This is a genomic window from Peptoniphilus genitalis (genome assembly GCF_023614525.1).
Taxonomy (GTDB): Bacteria; Bacillota; Clostridia; order Tissierellales; family Peptoniphilaceae; genus Peptoniphilus_A; species Peptoniphilus_A genitalis.
In genome coordinates this window covers 1,897,394-1,917,962 of the sequence record NZ_CP097885.1, presented here as the reverse complement: position 1 = coordinate 1,917,962, position 20,569 = coordinate 1,897,394, and the positions used below count along the sequence as shown (strand labels likewise).

Here is a 20,569-nt window from a genome sequence, read left to right as displayed (position 1 = left end):
GTTTTCCTCCATAAATTTTATGATTTGTATCTTTCACAAATTAAATACATGCCTTAAATTAAATCAAAGACAATAAAATATTTTAATTTATAGAATTAATATAAATTGCCTACTACTTTATATTAACTTACATAAATAATAAATATTCAAAAATATTTAACTAAATGTAATGATACGAGAATTATTTTAGCATAGGTTTCCCTTTAGATAAATAAAAAATATTTTCAAAAAATAAAAATTTAACATTTCTTTGACATTGATACTATAAATTTAATTTATACATTAGTTTCTTTTTTGATTAGTTATAAATTTTTTAAAGACAAAAAATAACCCCGATTATGTATCAGGGTTATTGTCAATCATCGAATAAAAAATTCATCATTCTTTCTGGATCATCTAAGAAGGCTTTAGTTACACTATAGGATTCTGTTTCCTTGTAGGACTTCTTCTCTATGCCAGCTTCGCTAAATTCATAAATATCTGCATTGGGATAGGCAAGTATAATTGGCGAGTGACTTGCAATTATAAATTGAGTATCTTTTTTTACTAGTTCATCTATTATGCAGAGTAGCGACATCTGTGACGTTGGGGAAAGTGCAGCTTCAGGTTCATCGAGTAGGTAGATTCCTCTGGCTCTAAACCTATTTAGGATGAGAGACCTAAAACTCTCGCCATGGGATTGGTCATGAAGAGACTTGCCACCATAAGAATCATAAAAATTTGTGAAACCAGAGCTTGCGAGCTCCTCAACTTCTGTTGCAAGATTGTAAAAGGACTCAGCTCTAAGAAAAAAACCATCCTCTTCTCTTCTTGATCCTCTAGCAATTTCTAAGATTTTTCCAAGTTCTGAATGAGTTTCTTTTGTGGCGAAGTTAAAATTTTTGGATCCCCCTTCTGGGTTGAGGCCTAGGGCAACAGCTATGGCTTCAAGAAGAGTTGACTTCCCACTTCCATTTTCTCCAACAAAAAAAGTCACAGGCTTATGGATTTTAATTCCCTGAAAATTTTTTAATGAAGGAATATTTCTAAGGTATGAATATTCTTCGAAGTCTTCTATATTTATTTTATAAATTTCTTTTAAGTATTCCATGGTATGACCTCACATTCTTTAATCAATTATATCATTTTTAAAAACTTATTTTATCAAGTCTTTTCTCTGCTATAATAAACTTAGATTACAAAGCTACTAAGGAGGCTCTTATGGATAAAATTTTAATTGGAAAGGGTAAGTTTGAAAATTACATTCTTCTCAACAAGGTGAACAGGCATGGACTTATTAGTGGAGCAACAGGATCTGGAAAGACTGTTACACTTAAGGTCTTAACTGAAGGTCTATCTGATGCTGGTGTCCCAAGTATCCTTGCTGATGTCAAGGGAGATCTTGTAAATATTTCTAAGCCTGGAGAAATGAATGACAAGCTAAGGTCAAGGCTTAATGAACTGGGTTTAGATGATTTTGATTTTAAGCCCTACCCTCTTAACATTTGGGATGTATATCAAGAAGGAGGAATTCCTCTTAGGATAACTATTTCTGAAATGGGTCCTCTCATGCTTTCAAATATCTTAGGCCTCAATGATACTCAAATGGGAGTTTTAAATATTGTCTTTAAGGTTGCCGACAGTGAAGGACTTCTCTTAATTGATTTAAAAGACTTAAAGGAAGTTATAAATTATGTAAGTGATAACCGTGAGGTCGTTAGCAAAAATTTTGGAAACGTAGCTAGCCAAAGCTTGTCTGCTATTTCAAGAAAATTGCTCTTCCTAGAAGATGCTGGTGGAGATTTGTTCTTTGGAGAACCAGCAATCGACATCAATGACTTAATTAAAACTGATTCAGAGGGCAGGGGTCTTGTAAATATTTTAAAGGCAGATAAGCTTATTACAAATCCTCTTCTCTATTCAATGTTACTACTATATCTTCTATCAGAAATTTATGAAAACTTCCCAGAAGTTGGTGACTTGGATAAACCTAAGTTGGTTTTCTTCTTTGACGAAGCCCACTTACTTTTTAAAAATACACCTAATGTTTTAAAGGATAAAATAATTCAAGTGGTAAGACTTGTTCGCAGTAAGGGTGTTGGAGTATTTTTCATAACACAAAACCCCTTGGATATTCCAGAAGAAGTTTCGTCTCAACTTTCCAACAGGATTATCCACCAGCTAAGAGCTTATTCTCCTAAAGAATTAAAAACTATTAAGGCTGTTGCTGATAGCTTTAGACAAGATGAGTCAATAGACTTAAAAGAAGAAATTATAAATTTAAGGACTGGAGAGGCAATAGTATCCTTCCCTGATGAAACTGGTGCACCAAGCTTTGCAGACAGAGCTTTAATCTTGCCACCTCACTCCTCATTCTCGAACCTTAATGATATGGAATTAAAATCAATAGTTGAGTCTTCTTCCCTCTACTCTAAATATAAAAATTCTATTGATAGGGAGTCTGCTTATGAAGTTCTTAAAGATAGGATTGAGAGAGAAAAAATTGATAAAGCTCGCGAAGAAGAATATGAACTTAGAAGAAAAGAACTTGAAAAAGAAAGGAAGTCTTCTCGCAAGCAAAAGTCCTACATCGACAAGGGGATTGACTCCATGTTAGGAACAATAACAAGATCCATTGGTCGTGAAATAGCTAGAGGAATACTTGGTTCAATGAAAAAGAGAAGATAAATATTTTTGAATTTAAAAAAGACTGGATGAAACTTTTAATCTCTCCAGTCTTTATTTTAATTATTGTTTTCTTCTTCCAGCTCTTCTTCTATCTCTTCTTCTACAGCCTCTTTTATCTTATCGTCGTCAATAATAGATGCTTCTGCTAGCTTATCTAACTTTTGCCTATCTTTTCTACTAAATTCCAAATCATCGTCTAGTTTTTTTCTTGTAAGTTCTTCTATCTGATCACGTTTTTTACTTTCAGATTTTATTGAATCTCTCTCTTTAAACCAGGCTACAATTAAAATTAAAATTAGGGCAGTTCCTAAGAAACCAAGTATTGGATAAAGTATTGCCATTAGTTTTTTGAATCCCATAAAAGAAAGTCCAAATCCCAATAGGGTGAAAATTATTAAATTTCTTTTGAACTTCTCTTCTGTCAGGGACAGTCTTCTTGCAGCAGAGTAGAATAATGAAATGGCAGTATTAAAAATCATTCCAAAAATAACTAAAGACATTGCAAGTCCCAAGTAGGGATTAATATTATTTAATATAACTTGCATGGGAATGTCTGCATCTATTACATCATTAAGCCCTAAAAATACTGTTATACCAACTAGAAATGTTAAGATTGCAACGAGACTGCCACCTAACATTCCACCGGCTCTTGCCTGTGACGAGTCAGTCCTAGTGCCACCAAGTACAAATGCCATAGAAATACTTGAAATCATACAAAGTCCAAAATAATTTATTGTGGAAATATAAATATTAGGTAGTGATGCTTTTAAAGTTTTTCCAAGGGCATCTAGGGCTTGAAAGTCTGGATTTGAATTTACTATTGTGTGGATAGAGCCTACTAAAGTAAAAACTAAAATTAGAGGAGTAAAAAGTCCAATTACTTTAGTTACTTTTTCAAAGTCCATCATTCCTACTACTATAATCAATATTGTACATATTAGTGAACCCACCCATGATTTCAAACCAAATTGTTGGTTTAAGTTGGAGCCTGCACCTGCTATCATTACAAAGCCCATTAAAAAACAGTTTAAAAGTAGGGCGAAGTCCATAAACTTTGTCACAAATTTTTCTGAAACTTCTTCTAGTACATCTATGTGACTTTCTGCTATGAAGTGACTTCCTAGTTGAAGGATAATTCCACCTACAAAAATGTGTAGGATTCCAACTACTATTAGCCCAAAAATTCCTGGTTTCCCAAAGGAAACAAAATATTGCATAAGTTCTTGACCACTGGCTAGGCCTGCTCCTGTAAGTACGCCAACATAGGCCAGTATTATGCTTATGGTTTTCTTATTCATTAGTTCTCCTTAATCTCAAATTAATAATCGAACTCTTATATGTTATCACAATGAGAATATATTACAAATTTGTAGACTTTGTTTCTTTATGAAATAAAAAAAGAAAGTAATTTTAACAAGTACTTTCTTTTCTTAAATTGCTTTATTAAATTACTCTTCATCATACTTTTCAAGTATAAATTTTGTCTTCTCTAATGGAAAGGGTACATCTTCTTTATAAAAGTATTCTACTTTATCGACAAAAGCTACTGCTTCATGGTTGTCAGGTCCCACAGGTACAAGGACTAAATCACCTTCTTCTATCTCATTATCTTCAGTCCTATAGTAGTAGGTCTTCTTACCACTTCCAAAGTCAAGACTGCAATAAATATATTGATCTTTTAATCTTCTAACTTTTTCATAAAATTTAGGATTTAAAATTTCTTCAAAGTTATAAAAGTTTAAAGACTCCTGAAGGATTTCAGCAAATTCAGAAAAATCTTCTGGTAAGCCTCTCTTGTCAAAATCTCCTTCAATAATTCGCTGTGGCTTCTTCTCATAATCAATAGTTATCTTATATTTTCTTATCTCGTCAGGTATTCCTATAGCATCTTCAGGATTTCCTTTTATCTTTTTAAATAAATCTTCTTCTTCAAAATTATCAAGGATTGAATCTATTAGTCCTTTCACCTCAAATTTTTGATAAACTTTGCATTCTTCCCCAATTATTTTGTTATGCTCTATTGTGTTTTCTTCCCTATTAATAATTATTGATTCCTTATAATCCCATATTGCGCGATCAAAATTTTTATCAAAAATAAATCTATCAATAGGAATTTCTGTTATTCTATGATAGTATAGGCTAAGTTTTTTTATTCTATCAGTCTTAGCTTTCCCATCAAAAACAAATAAGTCCATTCTTCCAAGCAAGCTCCTTATAAAAAATGATAAATAAGCAAGATCCTCATGCTGGTTTTCAAACAGGGGGCCATTAAATCTATATTTTTTACCTTCTGTGTTTTCTATTACTGCATCCCAACTTCCTACATCCATAATCATAAGTTCAAAGGGATCGTACTTATCTCCAAAATATTTTTTAAGCTCATAAAAAATTCTATAGGCTTCTTGTTTTCTAATTTTAAAGTCGATTCTCTCGAAATTTTTATTTCTCCCTATTTCTCTGGCATACTTATAAGACTTAATAGAAACTCTTCCTTCAATATCTAGGTAGATATCTTGTCCTATAATTTGACCTTCCTCAGGAAAAAGTCCGAAAGACATAGCATCCGATTTTAAAATAAAACTTTTGATTTCCCCTTTAAATAAGAATTTATCCTTTGCTGCAAGCTGATTTAAATGACTTAACGCCAAAATAAACCAATTTATATTATCTTCTTTTAAAATTTCACTTTGGTCATAAGCCCAGTGGTTGAAATATCTCCAATTAAGAAAAATAACAGAACCCAAAAGATCAATTTCATTTACTTCATCAATAATTTTTTTTAACTTAGCTAACTTACTTGTCTCATTTCCATATTTTCTAAGAAACTCATGTCCTAATTCTAGAGAGAAGCCAAGCTCCAGGCAATCTTCTGCCATTTTTACATCAATTAAATCTTGAAGATTAGGATCTTCTGCAGAAAATTTATCCAACCACTTATTTGAAAATTTATAAATCTTTTTAAAATCTGTCACACTATTCCACCCCACTTGCTTTAAGCTAATAAATTATTATTTACTCTTATTATATTATAAATAACACAAAAAAATCTCTTAAGATGCTTAGACCTCAAGAGATTTTTCTTATTATATGCTATTTAATTATTTAATTATTTAATCCTGTAATCATTATATAATATTAAATTCTTTTAACATTTCTTCTATATCTGTACCTTTAATAAATTTTGCAACTTTCATCTTTTGTAGTGGTGAAAGTGGAAGATCTGGCTTTTCACCATCTGATAGTGCAACCATACCGTTTAGAAGGTATCTTATATCATATCTTGATGCGAATACTTCCGGTACAGCCTTTTCTACTCCGCAAAGTACATAAACTGCTTCCATTGCTGTTCTACCAGAGTATTCTGTTGTGAATACTGTATCTCTTCCTGGATCATCAAGAGTTTCTGCAAATTGTCCTAAGAAAGCAAAGTTAACTCCACCCTTTGGAACTACATAAGGTCTATCGCCTGCTTTCCTTGGCATAAATTGAGCTGTGATATATGGCATCATTACAGGTACTGCTGTACAAGTTTCAGCAAGTGCATCAATTTCATTTACAGGAACACCAATGTGGTATAACCATTCTTTTGTAATTTCCTTACCAGTACAATCTCTCATTTTCTTCTTGATGTAGTCACCTTCAACATCTGTGAATAAACCGTAAACCCAAACACATACATCATTTTCAGGTTGTTCTGGATATTGACCTTGTCTGTTAATTGTCCAAGACATTAACCAGCTTGAATCAACGCAAGTAACAATACCACCTGTTACAGTTTTTCCACCATAAGGGCTTCTCTTTGTAATTTTTTCAATATATTTTGGCACTGATTCGTCGTGGCAAGTTACTGTACAAGACTCCCAGTTACTCTTTTCTACATCTGAGCAGAATACTTCAGGATTACCAAAGTCATCTGATTTTTTAGCAATGTTTTTCCACATTTCCCAGCAACCAGTTTGTTCGTCACTAAGTTCTGCTGGTGTGTTGTCATCACCATAACTTGAGTTTTCTGTCATAGATCCGTTAGTTATAAATAAAAGATCATTTTCTGTTAAGTCAATAGACTTGTCATTTCCATCTTTATCTTCAGCTATAATTTTTGTTGCAACTTTTCTATTTTCTGAAATATCAAAGTCAACATCAGTAACCTTAATGTTGTATTGGAATTTACATCCGTGATTTTCAAGATATTTAACCATTGGTTTTACGATTGAATTGTATTGGTCATATCTTGTAAATCTAAGGGCAGATAAATTTGTAAGTCCTCCAACGTGGTGGATAAAACGATTTAGATATAATTTCATTTCTAGAGCAGAATGCCAGTTTTCAAAGGCAAACATTGTTCTCCAAAGTGTCCAGAAGTCTGAGTTTAAAAGTCCATCTGAGAAAATATCTTCTATAGCCTTATCTTCAAGTAGTTCATCTTGAGTCATGCAAAGTTCTGCAATTTCTTTAACTTGATCTTGAGTTAGATTAAATTTACCATCGTCATAACGTTCACCTTGTTTGTGAGTTATACGGCAATTACTAAAGTTTGGATCGTCGTAGTTAGTGTAGAAATAATCGTCTAAAACACTCATTTCTGGGTCTTCTAAACTTGGGATTGAACTCCAAATATCCCATAGACATTCGAAGTGAGCTCCAGTTTCTCTACCACCACGAGCTACATACCCCCTAGTATCCATGTAATCACCATCAAGTGAACCACCAGGAATATCTAATTGTTCTAAGAAAGTAATTTTTTTACCTTCCATGTGAGCATCTCTAATTAAGAAACAAGCTGCAGTAAGTGATGCAATTCCTGTTCCTACTAAGTAAGCAGATTTTTTTTCAATTCCTGCTGGCTTTCTAGCTTTTACTAATCTTTGAAAATCTCCATTAGTAAGTTTTAATCTCTTATCATGAGTCTTTAGTTCCATAACATCCTCCTTAAATAATTCTTTATCATTTCTTCTATGTTTATTAGAACATTGTTCTGATAAAGTATCATCTGCCAAAAGAGGATTCTTGGGTAACTTTTACTCAATTTCAAGAGATTGGGTAAGTTTTTCTAACTTTTCACTGCGTTTTAAAGACTCTAATATATTCCCGTCCATTAACTCTCCTAATCTACGCGTAACTACCTTAGGATCTGTCTTCATGTCAGTGGCCACCCATTGGATTAAAGATGAACTGAAAGCACATTGATAAAAATAAGCAATAAGTTTTATATCAATTTCTTGAGCTTTTGTATCCTTGGCAACTCTTCTCACATATTTTCTCATTATTTCTCCTGAAATAGAAAAAATATATTTTTCTAATTCAATTTTGTAATCAGACTCATACATATGCTTTACAACTTTTTTATTATCCAAGATAAATTTTTCAGCAGATATAAAACTCTCTTCCCAAGATAGGGTTTCATTAAACTCTTTGATTACATCTTCAAGTTCTTCATCAAAAATTTCTTTAACAAGTTGTGGTAAATTTTCATAATGATAATAAAAAGTTTTTCTTTCTATTTTGCATTGTTTTGCTATTTCAGTCACAGTAATATTATGTAAACTCTTTTTATTCAAAAGTTTTATAAATTCTTGCTTTATTAGATTTTTTGTATAATTTTTCGCCATAAGACTCCCCTCTTATAAATTCATATATATTAACCATTTTTAAAATTATTAAATAGATAAATTAGAATATTATATAGCTTAAACTTCTAGTCTTTTATCATGTATTATAATATAATCTCAAGTATAGGAGAAGCTTATGGACGAGAAAAGAAAAATTAAATTTATTTTATATGCATTTTCCCTCTTGCTTATCATAGGCACAGTGGGTTATATGATTTTATCAGATGTAGATTTTGTTGACGCCTTATACATGACAGTTATAACTGTATCTACTGTTGGCTTCGGTGAAGTTGGCACAACTAGCAATTCTTCAGAAATATTTTCAGTTATAATGATATTTTTAGGAGTTGGTCTCTTTGGTTATGCTTTTACAACTCTTGTTGCTATGTTTGTTGAAGGTAAGGTTTCTGATTTATGGAAGGGAAGTAAAATGGAAAGAAAAATTTCTGCTCTAAGTGATCATTACATAATATGTGGATCTGGAGAGCTTGCAGAAGTAATCATTAAAAAGTTTATAGATGAAAATTTAGACTTCGTAGTAATAACAGATAAACGAGAAGACCTTGATGACTACAGTCACCACAATATATTAGTTGTTGAAGGACAATCAACTGAAGAAAGTGTCTTACTTCATGCAGGAATTGAGAAGGCAAAAGGTCTTGTTGCTACAATGGAAACCGAGGTTGATAATATTGTTACAGTTCTTACTGCAAGAAATCTCAACAATAAAATTTATATAATCTCTAATGCAATTACAAAGTCAGGCAATGAAAAATTATTAAAAGTTGGCGCTAATAAAACCCTGTCAGCCATTGAAATATCTGGCAACAGGATGGCATCATTAATGATTAAACCAAATATTATTTCTTTTCTTGATGTTGTCACAAGAGTTGGAGATGTAGAACTTGACCTTGAAGAAGTTATCGTAAAGAAGGGATCTTATTTAGAAAACAAAACATTAATTGAAGCAGAAATACCAAGAAAAACTGGTCTAACTGTTTTGGCAATAAAAAAGATTGAAGATGAAAAGATACTCTTTAACCCTCCTATTGATTATACTTTTAAGATTGGCGATGTCCTTATAATACTTGGACGAGAAGAGCAAGTTGATAAGCTTAGAAATTTAGGAGATGAAATAAAATAATTTATATATAAGTTTAAACATTATAGGGGGAAATTTGATTGAAGAACAAGAGTAAGATGAGGGGTTTATTTTTTGCATCTTTAGGTGCTATGAGCTGGGGAATATCTGGTGTGTGTAGTCAGTATCTTTTTATGAATTATGATGTTGATTCATCTTGGTTAACGGCTATACGTATGGTCTTATCAGGGATCCTACTTTTAATTTTATCAGCCTTTAAAGATAAGGATAAAATAATAAAAATTTGGACAATTCCAAAAGATGTTGGATGGCTTTTTGCCTTTTCCATTTTAGGACTCTTAATGTGTCAGTACACTTATGTAAGTGCTATAAAATATTCAGACTCAGCAACTGCAACAGTCCTTCAAAGCCTTAACGTAGTTATAATGATCGTCTTTATGTCCATAGTGACAAGAACAAAAATGAAGTTCTCGCAAATTCTAGCAGTTTTTCTAGCTGTGTTAGGAACCTACTTAATCTCAACTGGTGGAAATCCCCGAAACATGACAATTTCTACAGCAGGGCTTATCTTTGGATTGTTATCTGCTGTGGGAGTTATCACATATACACTTTTTTCCAGACCTATTATTGTTAAATGGGGCAACATACTTGTAACTGGTTGGGGTATGCTCATCGGTGGTCTTGTAATATCCATAATTACCAAGGCTTGGATTATACCAAAGGATCTTGACTTCATAGCATGGCTAATGATAGCAATTATAATAGTAGTAGGCACTGCTGGTGGCTTCTCCATCTTCCTTGAAGGTGTAAAGCATATTGGTCCAGTTAAGGCAACCTTAATTGGATGTCTTGAGCCAGCTTCAGCTACTTTGCTTGCTGCTATATTCTTAGGAATGAGATTTTCATTAGTAGAGTTAACAGGTTTTTTCTGTATACTCTTGACTGTCTTTTTATCAGTTAAAGACAAAGAAGCAGAAAATTAAGTTAGATTTTATAAAAATTTTTATAAGGCCTTTCTATTTATTTTATAAGTATCAAAATGTAATTATTATTCTGTAATAAGACAAAAGCATCTAGCTTTATGGTGACCCCATAAGGATAGATGCTTTTTTAATTCAATTACTTTTTCTTCTAAACCATGGTATTACTCTATTTACTTCATTTAAATATATTTCATATTCTTTCCCAAATTCATTTTTTAACCATCTTTCTTCTGTGTTTTTCATCAATATTGTTAGGTAGGCCCAGAAGACAAAGGGCAGTATTAATAAAATATAGTTTGCTGTGAGTAAAAGAATTCCTGTAAAGATAAATATAAATGCTGAGTAGACAGGATTTCTTACAAATCCGTAGACTCCACTTGTAATCAACTTTTTCTCTTTAACTTTTTTATTTATTTTTTGAACTATTACAGCCTCTATCCATAAATATAAGCCAAATAGTATTAGGAGAATTCCAAAAACAATAAAAAATATTTTTCCCTCGGTAAATTCTCCTGCATATAAGTATCCTTTAATATGTAGATATACTCCTAACATTGTTAAAAATAAACAGGTTAGTACATAAATTGGTCCGACCCCAAAAGCTGGCATTTTAAATTCTTTTGATTTCATTTTCAACCCTCAGTGATTATTGTAAACTTAATAATCCCCTTTTTTCCACTATGTAAATTGATGTTAACGAAGTAAAGCTTCTTTAAAAAAATAGTTTATTAAGTTCACTCCCTATCGCCAGTTATAAAATAATCGCAACAATCTGCTCCATTTGCTATGGTATCTTTTCTGTGAAGGACTCCATGTTGAAGACTTATCATAAGCTCGTCCAACTCACAGAATAAAGGCATTAATTCAGCTACCCCTAGCTTCTCTGTGTAAGCACAAATTGGGCAACGAGTAATTCTATAATAACAAGCTCCCTCATAGGGTTCTCCCTCAAAATCAACTTTAAAGGATGTTGGATATAGCTTTTCTTTTTCCTCTGTGTACCACTTGTAATACTTAAGTATATTTTTCTTATTTGCCTTTTTTCCCCTTTTAGTATTAAGATCAGTTAAGGAGAAAAACCATCTAAGTGAATAAAGGGCCCTTCTCATCATTTCTTGTACTATTTCAGGAGGAATACTTTTCTCGCTTGCTATATAAGGAGCTACAAAAGCAAGGGCGAACATCTCATTGTATGCCATGGGATTGTCATCGCCTATATCATCAGCCTCTTCTATTAATTTTCGATAAACTATCTTACTTTTTTTGATTACTTCTCTAGCATAATCATGTCCATAATTTTCTAGTAAGACTTTTTTCATAGGATATTTAAATAGATTGAAATAAAATCCATGGTATTTCATAATTTATCCCTTGCACCTTTCTTTAAATTATTTACTTTGTTGCAATAAATAAGATTTGTTCCTTTTTATCTAAATAATACTCACATTTAAAACCAATATCTGTGAGCATTTTTGTCAAATCCTTTGGTGTGTAAACTTTGAGATTTATAACTCTCGATAGTTTCCTAACATCTTTTCTTTTCATAGAAGAAACTTCATTACATATTAAAAATTTCCCATCTTTCTTTAGCACTCTATAAATTTCCTTAAAGCATTCCTCTATATCACTCCAGAAATAAATAGTTTCAAAAGCTGTAACAACATCTATTGATTCATCTTCAAAAGGAAGGCTTTTTACATCTCCTAATAGGATTTTACATCTTCCAGACTCTATTGCCTCTTTATTTCTCTCACTTGTTATTTTTACACTTGCTTCTGAGTGATCAAGGCCATAAACTTTATCAGCTTTAGTCAAAAAATATTCTATGTTACGTCCTCCACCACATCCCAAATCTAGGACAGTATAATCTTCAGAAATATTTAAGTAAGACCTACCCCACTTTGCTAATTTTTCATGCCCTTTATTCATACTCTTTAACATAAATCTTCCACAAAAATTATCTTTTGGCTTTCTAAAATTTTCTAAGAAACTCTTAAACATATACACCTCCGATTGATACTAATTATCACCTGTATTATATCACTTTTCATTATTTTAAACACAAATACTATTTATATTAATTAATTAAACGAAAATAAAAAAATGACCTCATTAATTTTGCGTTTTCAATCGAAATATTTGGAAAAATCAAATCTATTAGTCTTTCTTTATTTTAAAAAAATTTACTTACGTTTCCTTTTCCTTCCATTTTTGGCACTAAAAAAGACGATAGATTATTATTTCTACCGTCTTTAAATATCTAAGTAATCTTCTATTTATGGTTTTCAATTAAGAAAGCATCAATAGCTTTTATTGATTCGATTTTTGCTTTTTTATTGTCTTCAGCTGTTCCACCCGTTGCAATCCTCACATTTTTTATATTAATGATCCCATTGCCAGCAAATATATGCCCTGCACCTTTATAAGAATAAATCTTTGCATTAGGATTTTCTTCTTTTATTTTATTTGCCATGGCAAGACTATCCCACATCAAATCATCCTCGCCTACTATCATTAATATATTCGCCTTGACATCTTTGACTGGGATTAGTTTTTCTTGGCTTGATGAGTCTTTCTCTATTGCACTATTATAAGTATCTTTAAAACTAATAGGACTTTTAATAATGGCTGGAACAATAATATTTTTCAAAAATGACTTAAGTGATGATTTTTTAATATCTATATAAGGAAGCTCCTTTCCTTTATATGTCCATGATGAACCATAATCTTTAAAATCTAGACCAGCAAAAGTATAAGATGAAGGTGCTATTAAAACCAAGTTATCTATCTCATGATATTTGCTAGCCAAATTAAGTGCATATTCTGATCCTTTTGACGCCGCCAAAATACTTATCGGTTTATTATCTTTTACATTTTTATTTATATAATTGATAACATCTTCAAATTGTTCTAAGGGAATTCTTCTCAGAGTTTGTTCTTGATTTCTCATACCATACATAAATAAGGCAAAAGTTTCATAACCCTCCTCAGCTAATCTTTTTGCATTATCAAAATTTGGACTTCCGTCAGAACCTCCAAAACAAATTACAAGGCCCTTATGTAATTTTTCTTTGGGTACAAATCTAAAGCCTTGCATTCTACCTTCATCAACATAGGTTACATCAACTCCGTCAGTAGCTACGGGATAAAGACTTATATCATTTACATCTTTATAATATTCAGGTAATTTCAAGTTATTGCTATTTTTATACTTATGGTCATTGTATATTCTAAGAATAAAAACCAAAGCCAGTAAAATAATAACAATTGAAAAAATTCTAAAAAATATTTTTTTCATTTTATATACTTCCTTTGTAATAATATGAAGCTTCTACTAATATCTAACAAAAATTTAATTTTACTTATTATATCATCCTTAGTGTATTAATTACATTAGCAACAATAATTCATTAATAAGTCCTATTAAAAGATGAATTACAATAGAATTCTCGGCTTTCTTATAATGTTTGATTGAGTCTTTTTGACCTATCCTTCTTCGTCTTTGTCGAAGACAAAATACTTATAAAACTACATAAAATACAATATAACTAAATTTAAATATTCTGTATTAAGATTACACTCTCAACACACATTGTCTTTTGCTATAGTATTTTTGAGTTTTAATGATTAATTTGAACAAAAAAAATGAGGACTTATGCTATTAGACATAAATCCTCTAAAATAAAACAAATTTGTTTTTTCCCTATATTTTAAATTTGATTTTTTATGGTAATTACCAGTATCAAAAAGGTCTATTGTTTTTTTCTATATGAATAACAGACCCTAAATAATACATAGCAATTACCTCCATTATTTAATCCATTTTTCCCTCACAAATAAATATTGATTAAATCACTCCGGCTTTTTCAAAATGTTTTTTAAGTATTCTAGTTGCAACGAATGCTCCTATGCAAGCAAGAACAAAAGTTATCAAGCCAAATCCTACTGCCCACGAAACTTTGAAATAAGATAATGCTTCATTTATTTGTGCTTCGCTCATTTTCCATTTTGATGCTCTTTCCACAAAAGAAGCTGTCCCGAATAAAATCACAGGAATTACTGTCCCTAAAAAATCTGCTAATGCAAATGTCCCATATCCAATAATCATTCGTCCCTTGCTCTCATAATTTCCTATAATCAAATCACATATAATTCCACCGATTACAGCAAAGACTGCATGAGGCAAATGTCCTCCTGACAATGCAATTAAACCAAGAAGCGTTCCTGATATTGTAAATACGCCCTTCTTTTTAACTTTCAAAGCCATAAGGATATAAACTGTAGCAGCTACCATAAAGCTAACTCCTGACGCAATAAATCCTCCAATCACTGTTGTTGCCATAGCAAATGCAACCGCCATGTATATGACAATTCCAATTGCATTAAAGATTCCGATTGTAATAAAATCACGACCATTTAATTTGTTTTTCATAAAAGTCCTCCTAATAAATTTTCTGTATTACTATCACAAGAGCAATCATCAAAGCTCCTAATAGTCCAATCAACAAATCCGCCCATCTAAACCTCAATTTTGTTAATGTAACCCTGTTCGCATCACTATCAAGTCCTCTAATGAGTGCTGAAGCTGACAGTTCATCTGAAATCTTAATCATTCTCATTAAAAGCGGAACAAGCGTATATTCAATGTATTTAATTGGATGTAGCAACGGGAAAAATCTACTTGTTACGATTCCTCGAATCTTCATATTCTCTTTTAATGCCTTGAGTTCTATTTTTATAGTTGGTACAAACCTAAGCAAAACACTAAAAGGTATACCAATGCTTCTTGGTACTTTCATTCTATTTAATGCTTCAAGCATTTCACTTACACTTGTAGTCTTTGTTATATATCCACCAAACATAGCAATTAAGGTCATCCTTGATGCAAAGTAAATAAACATATATATTGCAAATACGATACTTGCTTCACGAAACTTTCCAAGCCCTAACTCTATGCAGTATAAAAGCACAAAAAACAAAATAAAGCGTAATGCTCTTTTCCACATACTACTGTATACATACAGAAAAAAGGCAAAGACAATCAGTCCGAAAAGTAGGATTGTATCGCTTATAAAAAAGCTGGTAAAGGAGGCAATTGGAAGTAGAATAAGTTTTATTCTCGGATCGACTGTTTTTCTATCTATCAAGTTCTCTACCTCCTCTCATCTTGTCTAATATGAGAAATTTATTACTTTCACTCATATTCAGAACCTTTTCTATTTTTCCATCTCCCATTACCCATAGCTCACTCACTGTGTTTGCTAAAAACTCAAAATCATGACTTATCACCAAAACTGTTGTCCCATTTTTTAATTGTTCTTCAATCAATTTTGCGACTGAAAGCATTGAGTCTTTATCACAACCTGATGTTGGTTCATCATAGATAAAAACTTTTGCCTGTTTCATCATTCCACAAGCTATTGTCAGTCTTTGTTTTTCTCCTCTTGATAAAGCAAACGGATGCTTGTCTATATATTTATCTAAGCCAAGTACATTCAAAATAAACTTTGCCTTTTGGGTATTTTCTTTTTTATTTTTACTTGAAATACCAAGTAGCATTTCATCAAGTACACTTTCCGAAAACAACTGATAGTCTGAATCTTGAAAGACAAAATATGACATATCCATTAAATCTTTGTGATTAAGCGACTTATCTTTTCCCGCCCATATTGTCCCCTCTTTTATCTTCTCAAGTCCTGAAAGCACTCTTGCAAAGGTAGTTTTCCCAGTACCATTTAAGCCGATAAGACCAATGGCTTTTCCGCACTCCATATTGAAATCAAGATGATTTAAAATGTACTGTTTTTGCTTCTTTCCATTCTTAGCTACATTCGAATAGCAAAATCTCAAGCCTTTTCCGCTGATACTTTCATCCTTTAATTGATATGAATCTTTCTTCTCACTTATCCTGTATTCTTCTAATTCAAGAGTTCTTAATCCATTCTCATCCCAAAACTCCTCTTCAAGATGAATAACTTCTTCCCGACTCAAGTCCAGTGCAATTTCTCCATCTTTCACCAAAAGAAAACGGTCAAATAAAGATTTTACATAGTACAAACGATGTTCAATTAGAACAACTGTTGTTCCTTTTTTCTTTAATTTTTCCAAAATTAAAAACAGGTCAAATGTTGCTTTCATATCCAAATTTGCTGAAGGCTCATCTAAAATTAAAACTTTCGGATTCATTGCATAGATGCTTGCAATAGCTATCTTTTGTTTCTGCCCGCTTGATAATTCAAAAACAGATTTTCCTTCCAGTTCCTCAATATCCAGTTCTGCATATACTTCTGCTACTCTCTGTTTTATTTCATCTCTTGATTTGCAGATGGTTTGAAGCCCAAAAGCTATTTCTTCATCTGTCGTTGTCGTAAAAAACTGACTTCTTGGATCTTGAAATACAGTCCCTACAATATGCCCTATTTCATGAAGCGATAACTTGCTTATATCTTTTCCGGACGCAAAGGCTTCCCCTTGCATTTTGCCTTTGTAATAATGTGGAATAAGACCATTCATTACACTTCCAAGAGTGCTTTTACCACTTCCACTTTTCCCTGAAATTAAAACAAATTCACCTTTTTTAATTTCAAGATTGACATTTTTTAAAGCAGTTCGTCCATCTTCCCATTCATAAGAAACATCTTTTAGCAAAATCATGGTTATACCCCATACTGAGCTTTCCATAATTTTGTGTAGTAACCATTTTTCGCAAGAAGTTCACCATGCTTTCCTTTTTCAAGTAAATTTCCTTTTTGAAATACGAGAATTTGGTCAGCTTTTTGAATTGTTTTTAAATGATGAGCCACTACAAGTACAGTTCTATTCTTTGCAAGTTCTGTAATAGCATCCTGTATCAAAGATTCATTTACAGGATCAACATTACTTGTCATTTCATCAAGAATTAAAATCGGTGCATCTTTTAGAAAAGCTCTTGCAATAGATATTCTTTGTCTTTGTCCACCTGATAAAATTCCTCCATTTTCGCCAATATCAGTTTCATAACCTTTTGGTAAACTCATAATGAAATCATGTATTCTTGCTTTCTTTGCAGCTTCAATGATTTCCTCTTTTGTAGCTCCTTTTTTACCTACTCTGATATTTTCTTCAATCGTGTTATCAAACAATTGAACATTCTGCATGACAATGCTAATACGGTCTAAAAGCTCATCATAAGGAATATCCCTTATATCAATTCCTCCGAGTGTAATTTTTCCTTTATGCACATCATAAAATCTTAGAAGTAAGTTGGTTATAGTGGTCTTTCCACTACCTGATTCTCCAACTAAGGCTGTCATTGTTTTTTCAGCAATAGAAAAGCTCAATTTTTCCATTTTAAATTCATCTTTTTCATAGGAAAATCCAATGTTATCAAAAGCTATATCATTATCTTTCGGAACAATTCCATTCACTTTATCCGGGATTACATCTGCATATAAAATTCTTGAAAGTCTTTCGTAACTATCTACCGCCGAAACATAGTTCATATAGTGTTGTTCCATAGAAGCGAACGGCTTATAAAACTCTTTTGAAATTACTGCAAAGATAATAAAATTAAGTACATCAAGACTTCCCTTTATAACAAGTATTGCTCCTGCAATTAAAAGAACTAAATATCCAATATCCAGTAAAAACCCAAATATAGATAGCTGTTTTGCCTTGAATCTTGAAGCTACTTTGCTTGTTTCTCCAAACTTTTTTGTCTTGTTCATAAGCTCATTATCCAAGCTTTTATTGTTTGAAAAACTCTTTAGTACAGGTATTCCTCTAACATATTCAACAAATAAGCTAACCATATCAAGAAGTGCTGAATTATTCTGATTCTCTATTCTTTCAGATTGCTTAATTGTCAGATATAGAAAGACAAGTGCAATCGGAACAGATACAGCCATTAGAATAGCAAGTTTGAAATCAATACTTGCAAGACCGATAAATACGACTGCACCTATCAAAAAATCGCCAAACATTCTCGACCACATGTGTCCTACAACAAGAGACATATTATCAACATCTTTGTGTAAAATTGTATTGATCTCTCCCAGTCTTTCATTGGTATAAAATCCCAAACTGAATTTTTTCAATTTAATAATCATGCGTTCTCTGATTTGCTGAACAATATCAAAACCTGCACTATGCTTTTTCATATCTGCAACCATATTACAAATGCCTTTGAATACTACAAGTAACCCAATTGCAATAAAACCTTTATATAAACTTGCTAAACTCGTCCCATCAAATATCTGAAACAGTATAGAAAATACGATAACAATCATGGCTATGGAGCTTAGTCCATAAAGGGCAAAGAATACACTTGATATAATCAAATCTCTCTTGCCGGTTTTTGTAAGCAGCTTTAACATTTCTCTAAACATTTTCTGTTACCACCTCTTTCAAATTCCATCTATCTACCTTGTTCTGTGCTTCAACCATATCCTTATAGAACTCACATCTTTTCATCAACTCTTCATGGCTTCCTGCATCAAGAACAACACCCTTATCCATAACTATAATTTGGTCTGAATCTCTAATTGTGTTTAGATGATGAGCAATTGTAATAATGGTTTTATCCTTGCTTAAATCGTCAATTGCTTCGCCGATTAGTCTTTCATTTTCACTATCAACAGCTGCCATTGCTTCATCTAATATTAAAATCGGTGCATTTTTCAGTATCATTCTTGCTATGGAGATTCTTTGTTTTTCTCCACCAGATAACTTAACTCCCATTTCACCTACTCGTGTTTCATATCCATTTGGCAATGCTGAAATAAAATCATGGCATCTTGCTTTTTTAGCAGCTTCTATGACTTCTTCTTTTGTTGCATTTAGTTTTCCAATTGCTATATTTTCAAAAATACTTAAATCAAAAAGGATAATTTCTTGTTGCACACTACCAATCAGCATTGAGATATTTTCTTGACTATATTCTTTTATATCTTTTCCATTTATCAGTATTTGTCCTTCATCTGCATCCCAAAATCCCATAAGCAAATTAGATACGGTACTTTTCCCACAACCACTTGCTCCTACAAAGGCATTCAAACTATTTTTCTTAAAATTCAAATTGATATTTTTAAGCTCAAAGCTATCTTTTCCGTATGCAAAATTCACATCTTTAAATTCTATATTTCCAAATTCTAAACCTTGTTCTGTCTTTTTCTTTGGAAGCGGAACTGTTAAAACTTTTCCAATCGCCTTTAGTGCTTCCTTAAACACAATAGAAAAATGTTGCAATGTAGCCGTCTTACTTATAGATGCAGTAAAAGCAGACGATAAAATAATGGCAAGTATAAAATTAGGGGTTGTAATATTTCCATAGTAAAGAAATATACTTCCCAAAATCATGACAATAACTACTCCAATTTCCATAAATATGTCAATGAGTCCCATTGGAATTGTAATTGCTCCCATGCTCTTTTTAACCCAGTAAATATATTCTCTTGCCGTTTTTAATGTTCTTTCACTAATCTCCTCTTCTTTAGCAAAAGCCTTAATCACAGAAATATTTTTTACATATTCCATTAGCTCTTCTCTCATCTTATTTTCATGGTTAAAGTAAATAGCAAAGTTTTTATCCATTGTTTTCTGTGAAAGAACTTTTACCAAATACATGAGTGGAACTCCAGCAATCATTCCAAGAGCAAGACGCCAATCAACAAAAATCATAGCTACAAAAATAATGGTAGGCAGAAGTGTAACTGCCATTATTTCAGGAAGACCATGGGCAAGGTATACTTCCACTTGCTCTACATCATGTTGAACAATGTTGGTAAGCTCTCCTGTATTATGTTCTTTAAAGAATCCCAAACTTAGTTTTTTCAGATGACCGATAATATCTAACCTAAGTTCTGTTAATTTTTCGTATGCTTTCTCATGGGCAACCTTTGTTGCAAAATAATAAAACACTCCTTTTAATACAAACGATATAAAGATTCCCAAGAATATATACTTTAAATTACCTTCGTTAATATTGTTTGTGATTAAAGAACTAATCAAATATACAAGTAAGATTTGTGGTATCAAATCAAATACTATTTTTAAAGCAAGAAGTGAATTGGATAAACTATTTTTCCCAATCACTTTTTTCCTTAATTCTTTTTCCGGCATGAACAACTCTCCTTTCAAAATTGAATAATATTGAATTTTAATTCAGTATTAAGGTTTAAAGTAAGACTTTGCTGATTACGCAAAGTCTATTTTATCCGATCACTATATTT

17 protein-coding genes are annotated in these 20,569 nt (G+C 31.9%); 3 read left to right on the top strand and 14 right to left on the bottom strand.

What is annotated here, in order from left to right; translation table 11 throughout:
• Positions 1–355: 355 nt before the first annotated feature.
• Positions 356–1,090, bottom strand: coding sequence for an AAA family ATPase (locus M9426_RS09265; protein WP_250342047.1), 735 nt, complete (start codon positions 1,088–1,090; stop codon positions 356–358).
• Positions 1,091–1,200: 110 nt separating this feature from the next.
• Between M9426_RS09265 and M9426_RS09260 the strand changes: the two genes are divergently transcribed.
• Entirely contained in the window at positions 1,201–2,667 is a 1,467-nt protein-coding gene (locus M9426_RS09260) for a helicase HerA-like domain-containing protein (protein WP_250342046.1), read from the top strand.
• Between the two features lie 56 nt (positions 2,668–2,723).
• Here the strand turns inward: M9426_RS09260 and M9426_RS09255 are convergent, their stop codons facing one another.
• From M9426_RS09255 to M9426_RS09240, 4 genes are all read right to left on the bottom strand, one after another.
• Entirely contained in the window at positions 2,724–3,965 is a 1,242-nt protein-coding gene (locus M9426_RS09255) for a YkvI family membrane protein (protein ID WP_250342045.1), read from the bottom strand.
• A 150-nt stretch (positions 3,966–4,115) separates the two neighbouring features.
• Positions 4,116–5,639, bottom strand: coding sequence for a hypothetical protein (locus M9426_RS09250; RefSeq protein ID WP_250342044.1), 1,524 nt, complete (start codon positions 5,637–5,639; stop codon positions 4,116–4,118).
• Positions 5,640–5,792: 153 nt separating this feature from the next.
• Complete coding sequence (locus tag M9426_RS09245; RefSeq protein WP_250342043.1) at positions 5,793–7,586, bottom strand: oleate hydratase; 1,794 nt, start codon at positions 7,584–7,586, stop codon at positions 5,793–5,795.
• A 99-nt stretch (positions 7,587–7,685) separates the two neighbouring features.
• A complete protein-coding gene (locus tag M9426_RS09240) occupies positions 7,686–8,276 on the bottom strand; it encodes a TetR/AcrR family transcriptional regulator (RefSeq protein ID WP_250342042.1) in 591 nt (196 codons plus the stop codon).
• A gap of 136 nt (positions 8,277–8,412) precedes the next feature.
• Here M9426_RS09240 and M9426_RS09235 point away from each other — a divergent pair, with 136 nt between their 5' ends.
• Together M9426_RS09235 and M9426_RS09230 are read left to right on the top strand one after the other, a co-directional pair.
• Complete coding sequence (locus M9426_RS09235; protein ID WP_250342041.1) at positions 8,413–9,420, top strand: potassium channel family protein; 1,008 nt, start codon at positions 8,413–8,415, stop codon at positions 9,418–9,420.
• A gap of 38 nt (positions 9,421–9,458) precedes the next feature.
• Positions 9,459–10,361, top strand: a complete 903-nt coding sequence (locus M9426_RS09230; protein ID WP_250342040.1) for a DMT family transporter — start codon at positions 9,459–9,461, stop codon at positions 10,359–10,361.
• A gap of 132 nt (positions 10,362–10,493) precedes the next feature.
• Here the strand turns inward: M9426_RS09230 and M9426_RS09225 are convergent, their stop codons facing one another.
• From M9426_RS09225 to M9426_RS09185, 9 genes are all read right to left on the bottom strand, one after another.
• Positions 10,494–10,991 carry a methyltransferase family protein gene (locus tag M9426_RS09225; RefSeq protein WP_250342039.1) on the bottom strand — a complete coding sequence of 166 codons (498 nt, stop codon included), beginning with the start codon at positions 10,989–10,991 and terminating at the stop codon, positions 10,494–10,496.
• 104 nt (positions 10,992–11,095) lie between these two features.
• A complete protein-coding gene (locus M9426_RS09220; protein WP_250342038.1) occupies positions 11,096–11,722 on the bottom strand; it encodes an L-2-amino-thiazoline-4-carboxylic acid hydrolase in 627 nt (208 codons plus the stop codon).
• A 31-nt stretch (positions 11,723–11,753) separates the two neighbouring features.
• Complete coding sequence (locus M9426_RS09215; RefSeq protein ID WP_250342037.1) at positions 11,754–12,362, bottom strand: class I SAM-dependent methyltransferase; 609 nt, start codon at positions 12,360–12,362, stop codon at positions 11,754–11,756.
• A 271-nt stretch (positions 12,363–12,633) separates the two neighbouring features.
• The gene (locus tag M9426_RS09210) at positions 12,634–13,659 is read right to left on the bottom strand and encodes an acyl-CoA thioester hydrolase/BAAT C-terminal domain-containing protein (RefSeq protein WP_250342036.1); all 1,026 of its coding nucleotides are present in this window, start codon (positions 13,657–13,659) and stop codon (positions 12,634–12,636) included.
• Positions 13,660–14,208: 549 nt separating this feature from the next.
• Complete coding sequence (locus tag M9426_RS09205; protein ID WP_070669956.1) at positions 14,209–14,793, bottom strand: MptD family putative ECF transporter S component; 585 nt, start codon at positions 14,791–14,793, stop codon at positions 14,209–14,211.
• A 10-nt stretch (positions 14,794–14,803) separates the two neighbouring features.
• Positions 14,804–15,508: an energy-coupling factor transporter transmembrane component T gene (locus M9426_RS09200; RefSeq protein ID WP_143877061.1), complete on the bottom strand. Its 705-nt coding sequence runs from the start codon at positions 15,506–15,508 to the stop codon at positions 14,804–14,806.
• A complete protein-coding gene (locus M9426_RS09195; RefSeq protein ID WP_143877060.1) occupies positions 15,498–17,015 on the bottom strand; it encodes an ABC transporter ATP-binding protein in 1,518 nt (505 codons plus the stop codon). Before M9426_RS09195 ends, M9426_RS09200 begins: the two co-directional genes overlap by 11 nt.
• A 2-nt stretch (positions 17,016–17,017) precedes the next feature.
• Positions 17,018–18,727 (bottom strand): ABC transporter ATP-binding protein, encoded by a 1,710-nt coding sequence (locus M9426_RS09190; protein ID WP_047199662.1) that lies wholly within the window; start codon positions 18,725–18,727, stop codon positions 17,018–17,020.
• On the bottom strand, positions 18,720–20,459 hold the full coding sequence (locus tag M9426_RS09185; protein WP_029140959.1) for an ABC transporter ATP-binding protein: 1,740 nt from the start codon (positions 20,457–20,459) through the stop codon (positions 18,720–18,722). The genes M9426_RS09190 and M9426_RS09185 overlap by 8 nt, the downstream gene beginning before the upstream one ends.
• Positions 20,460–20,569 lie beyond the last annotated feature (110 nt).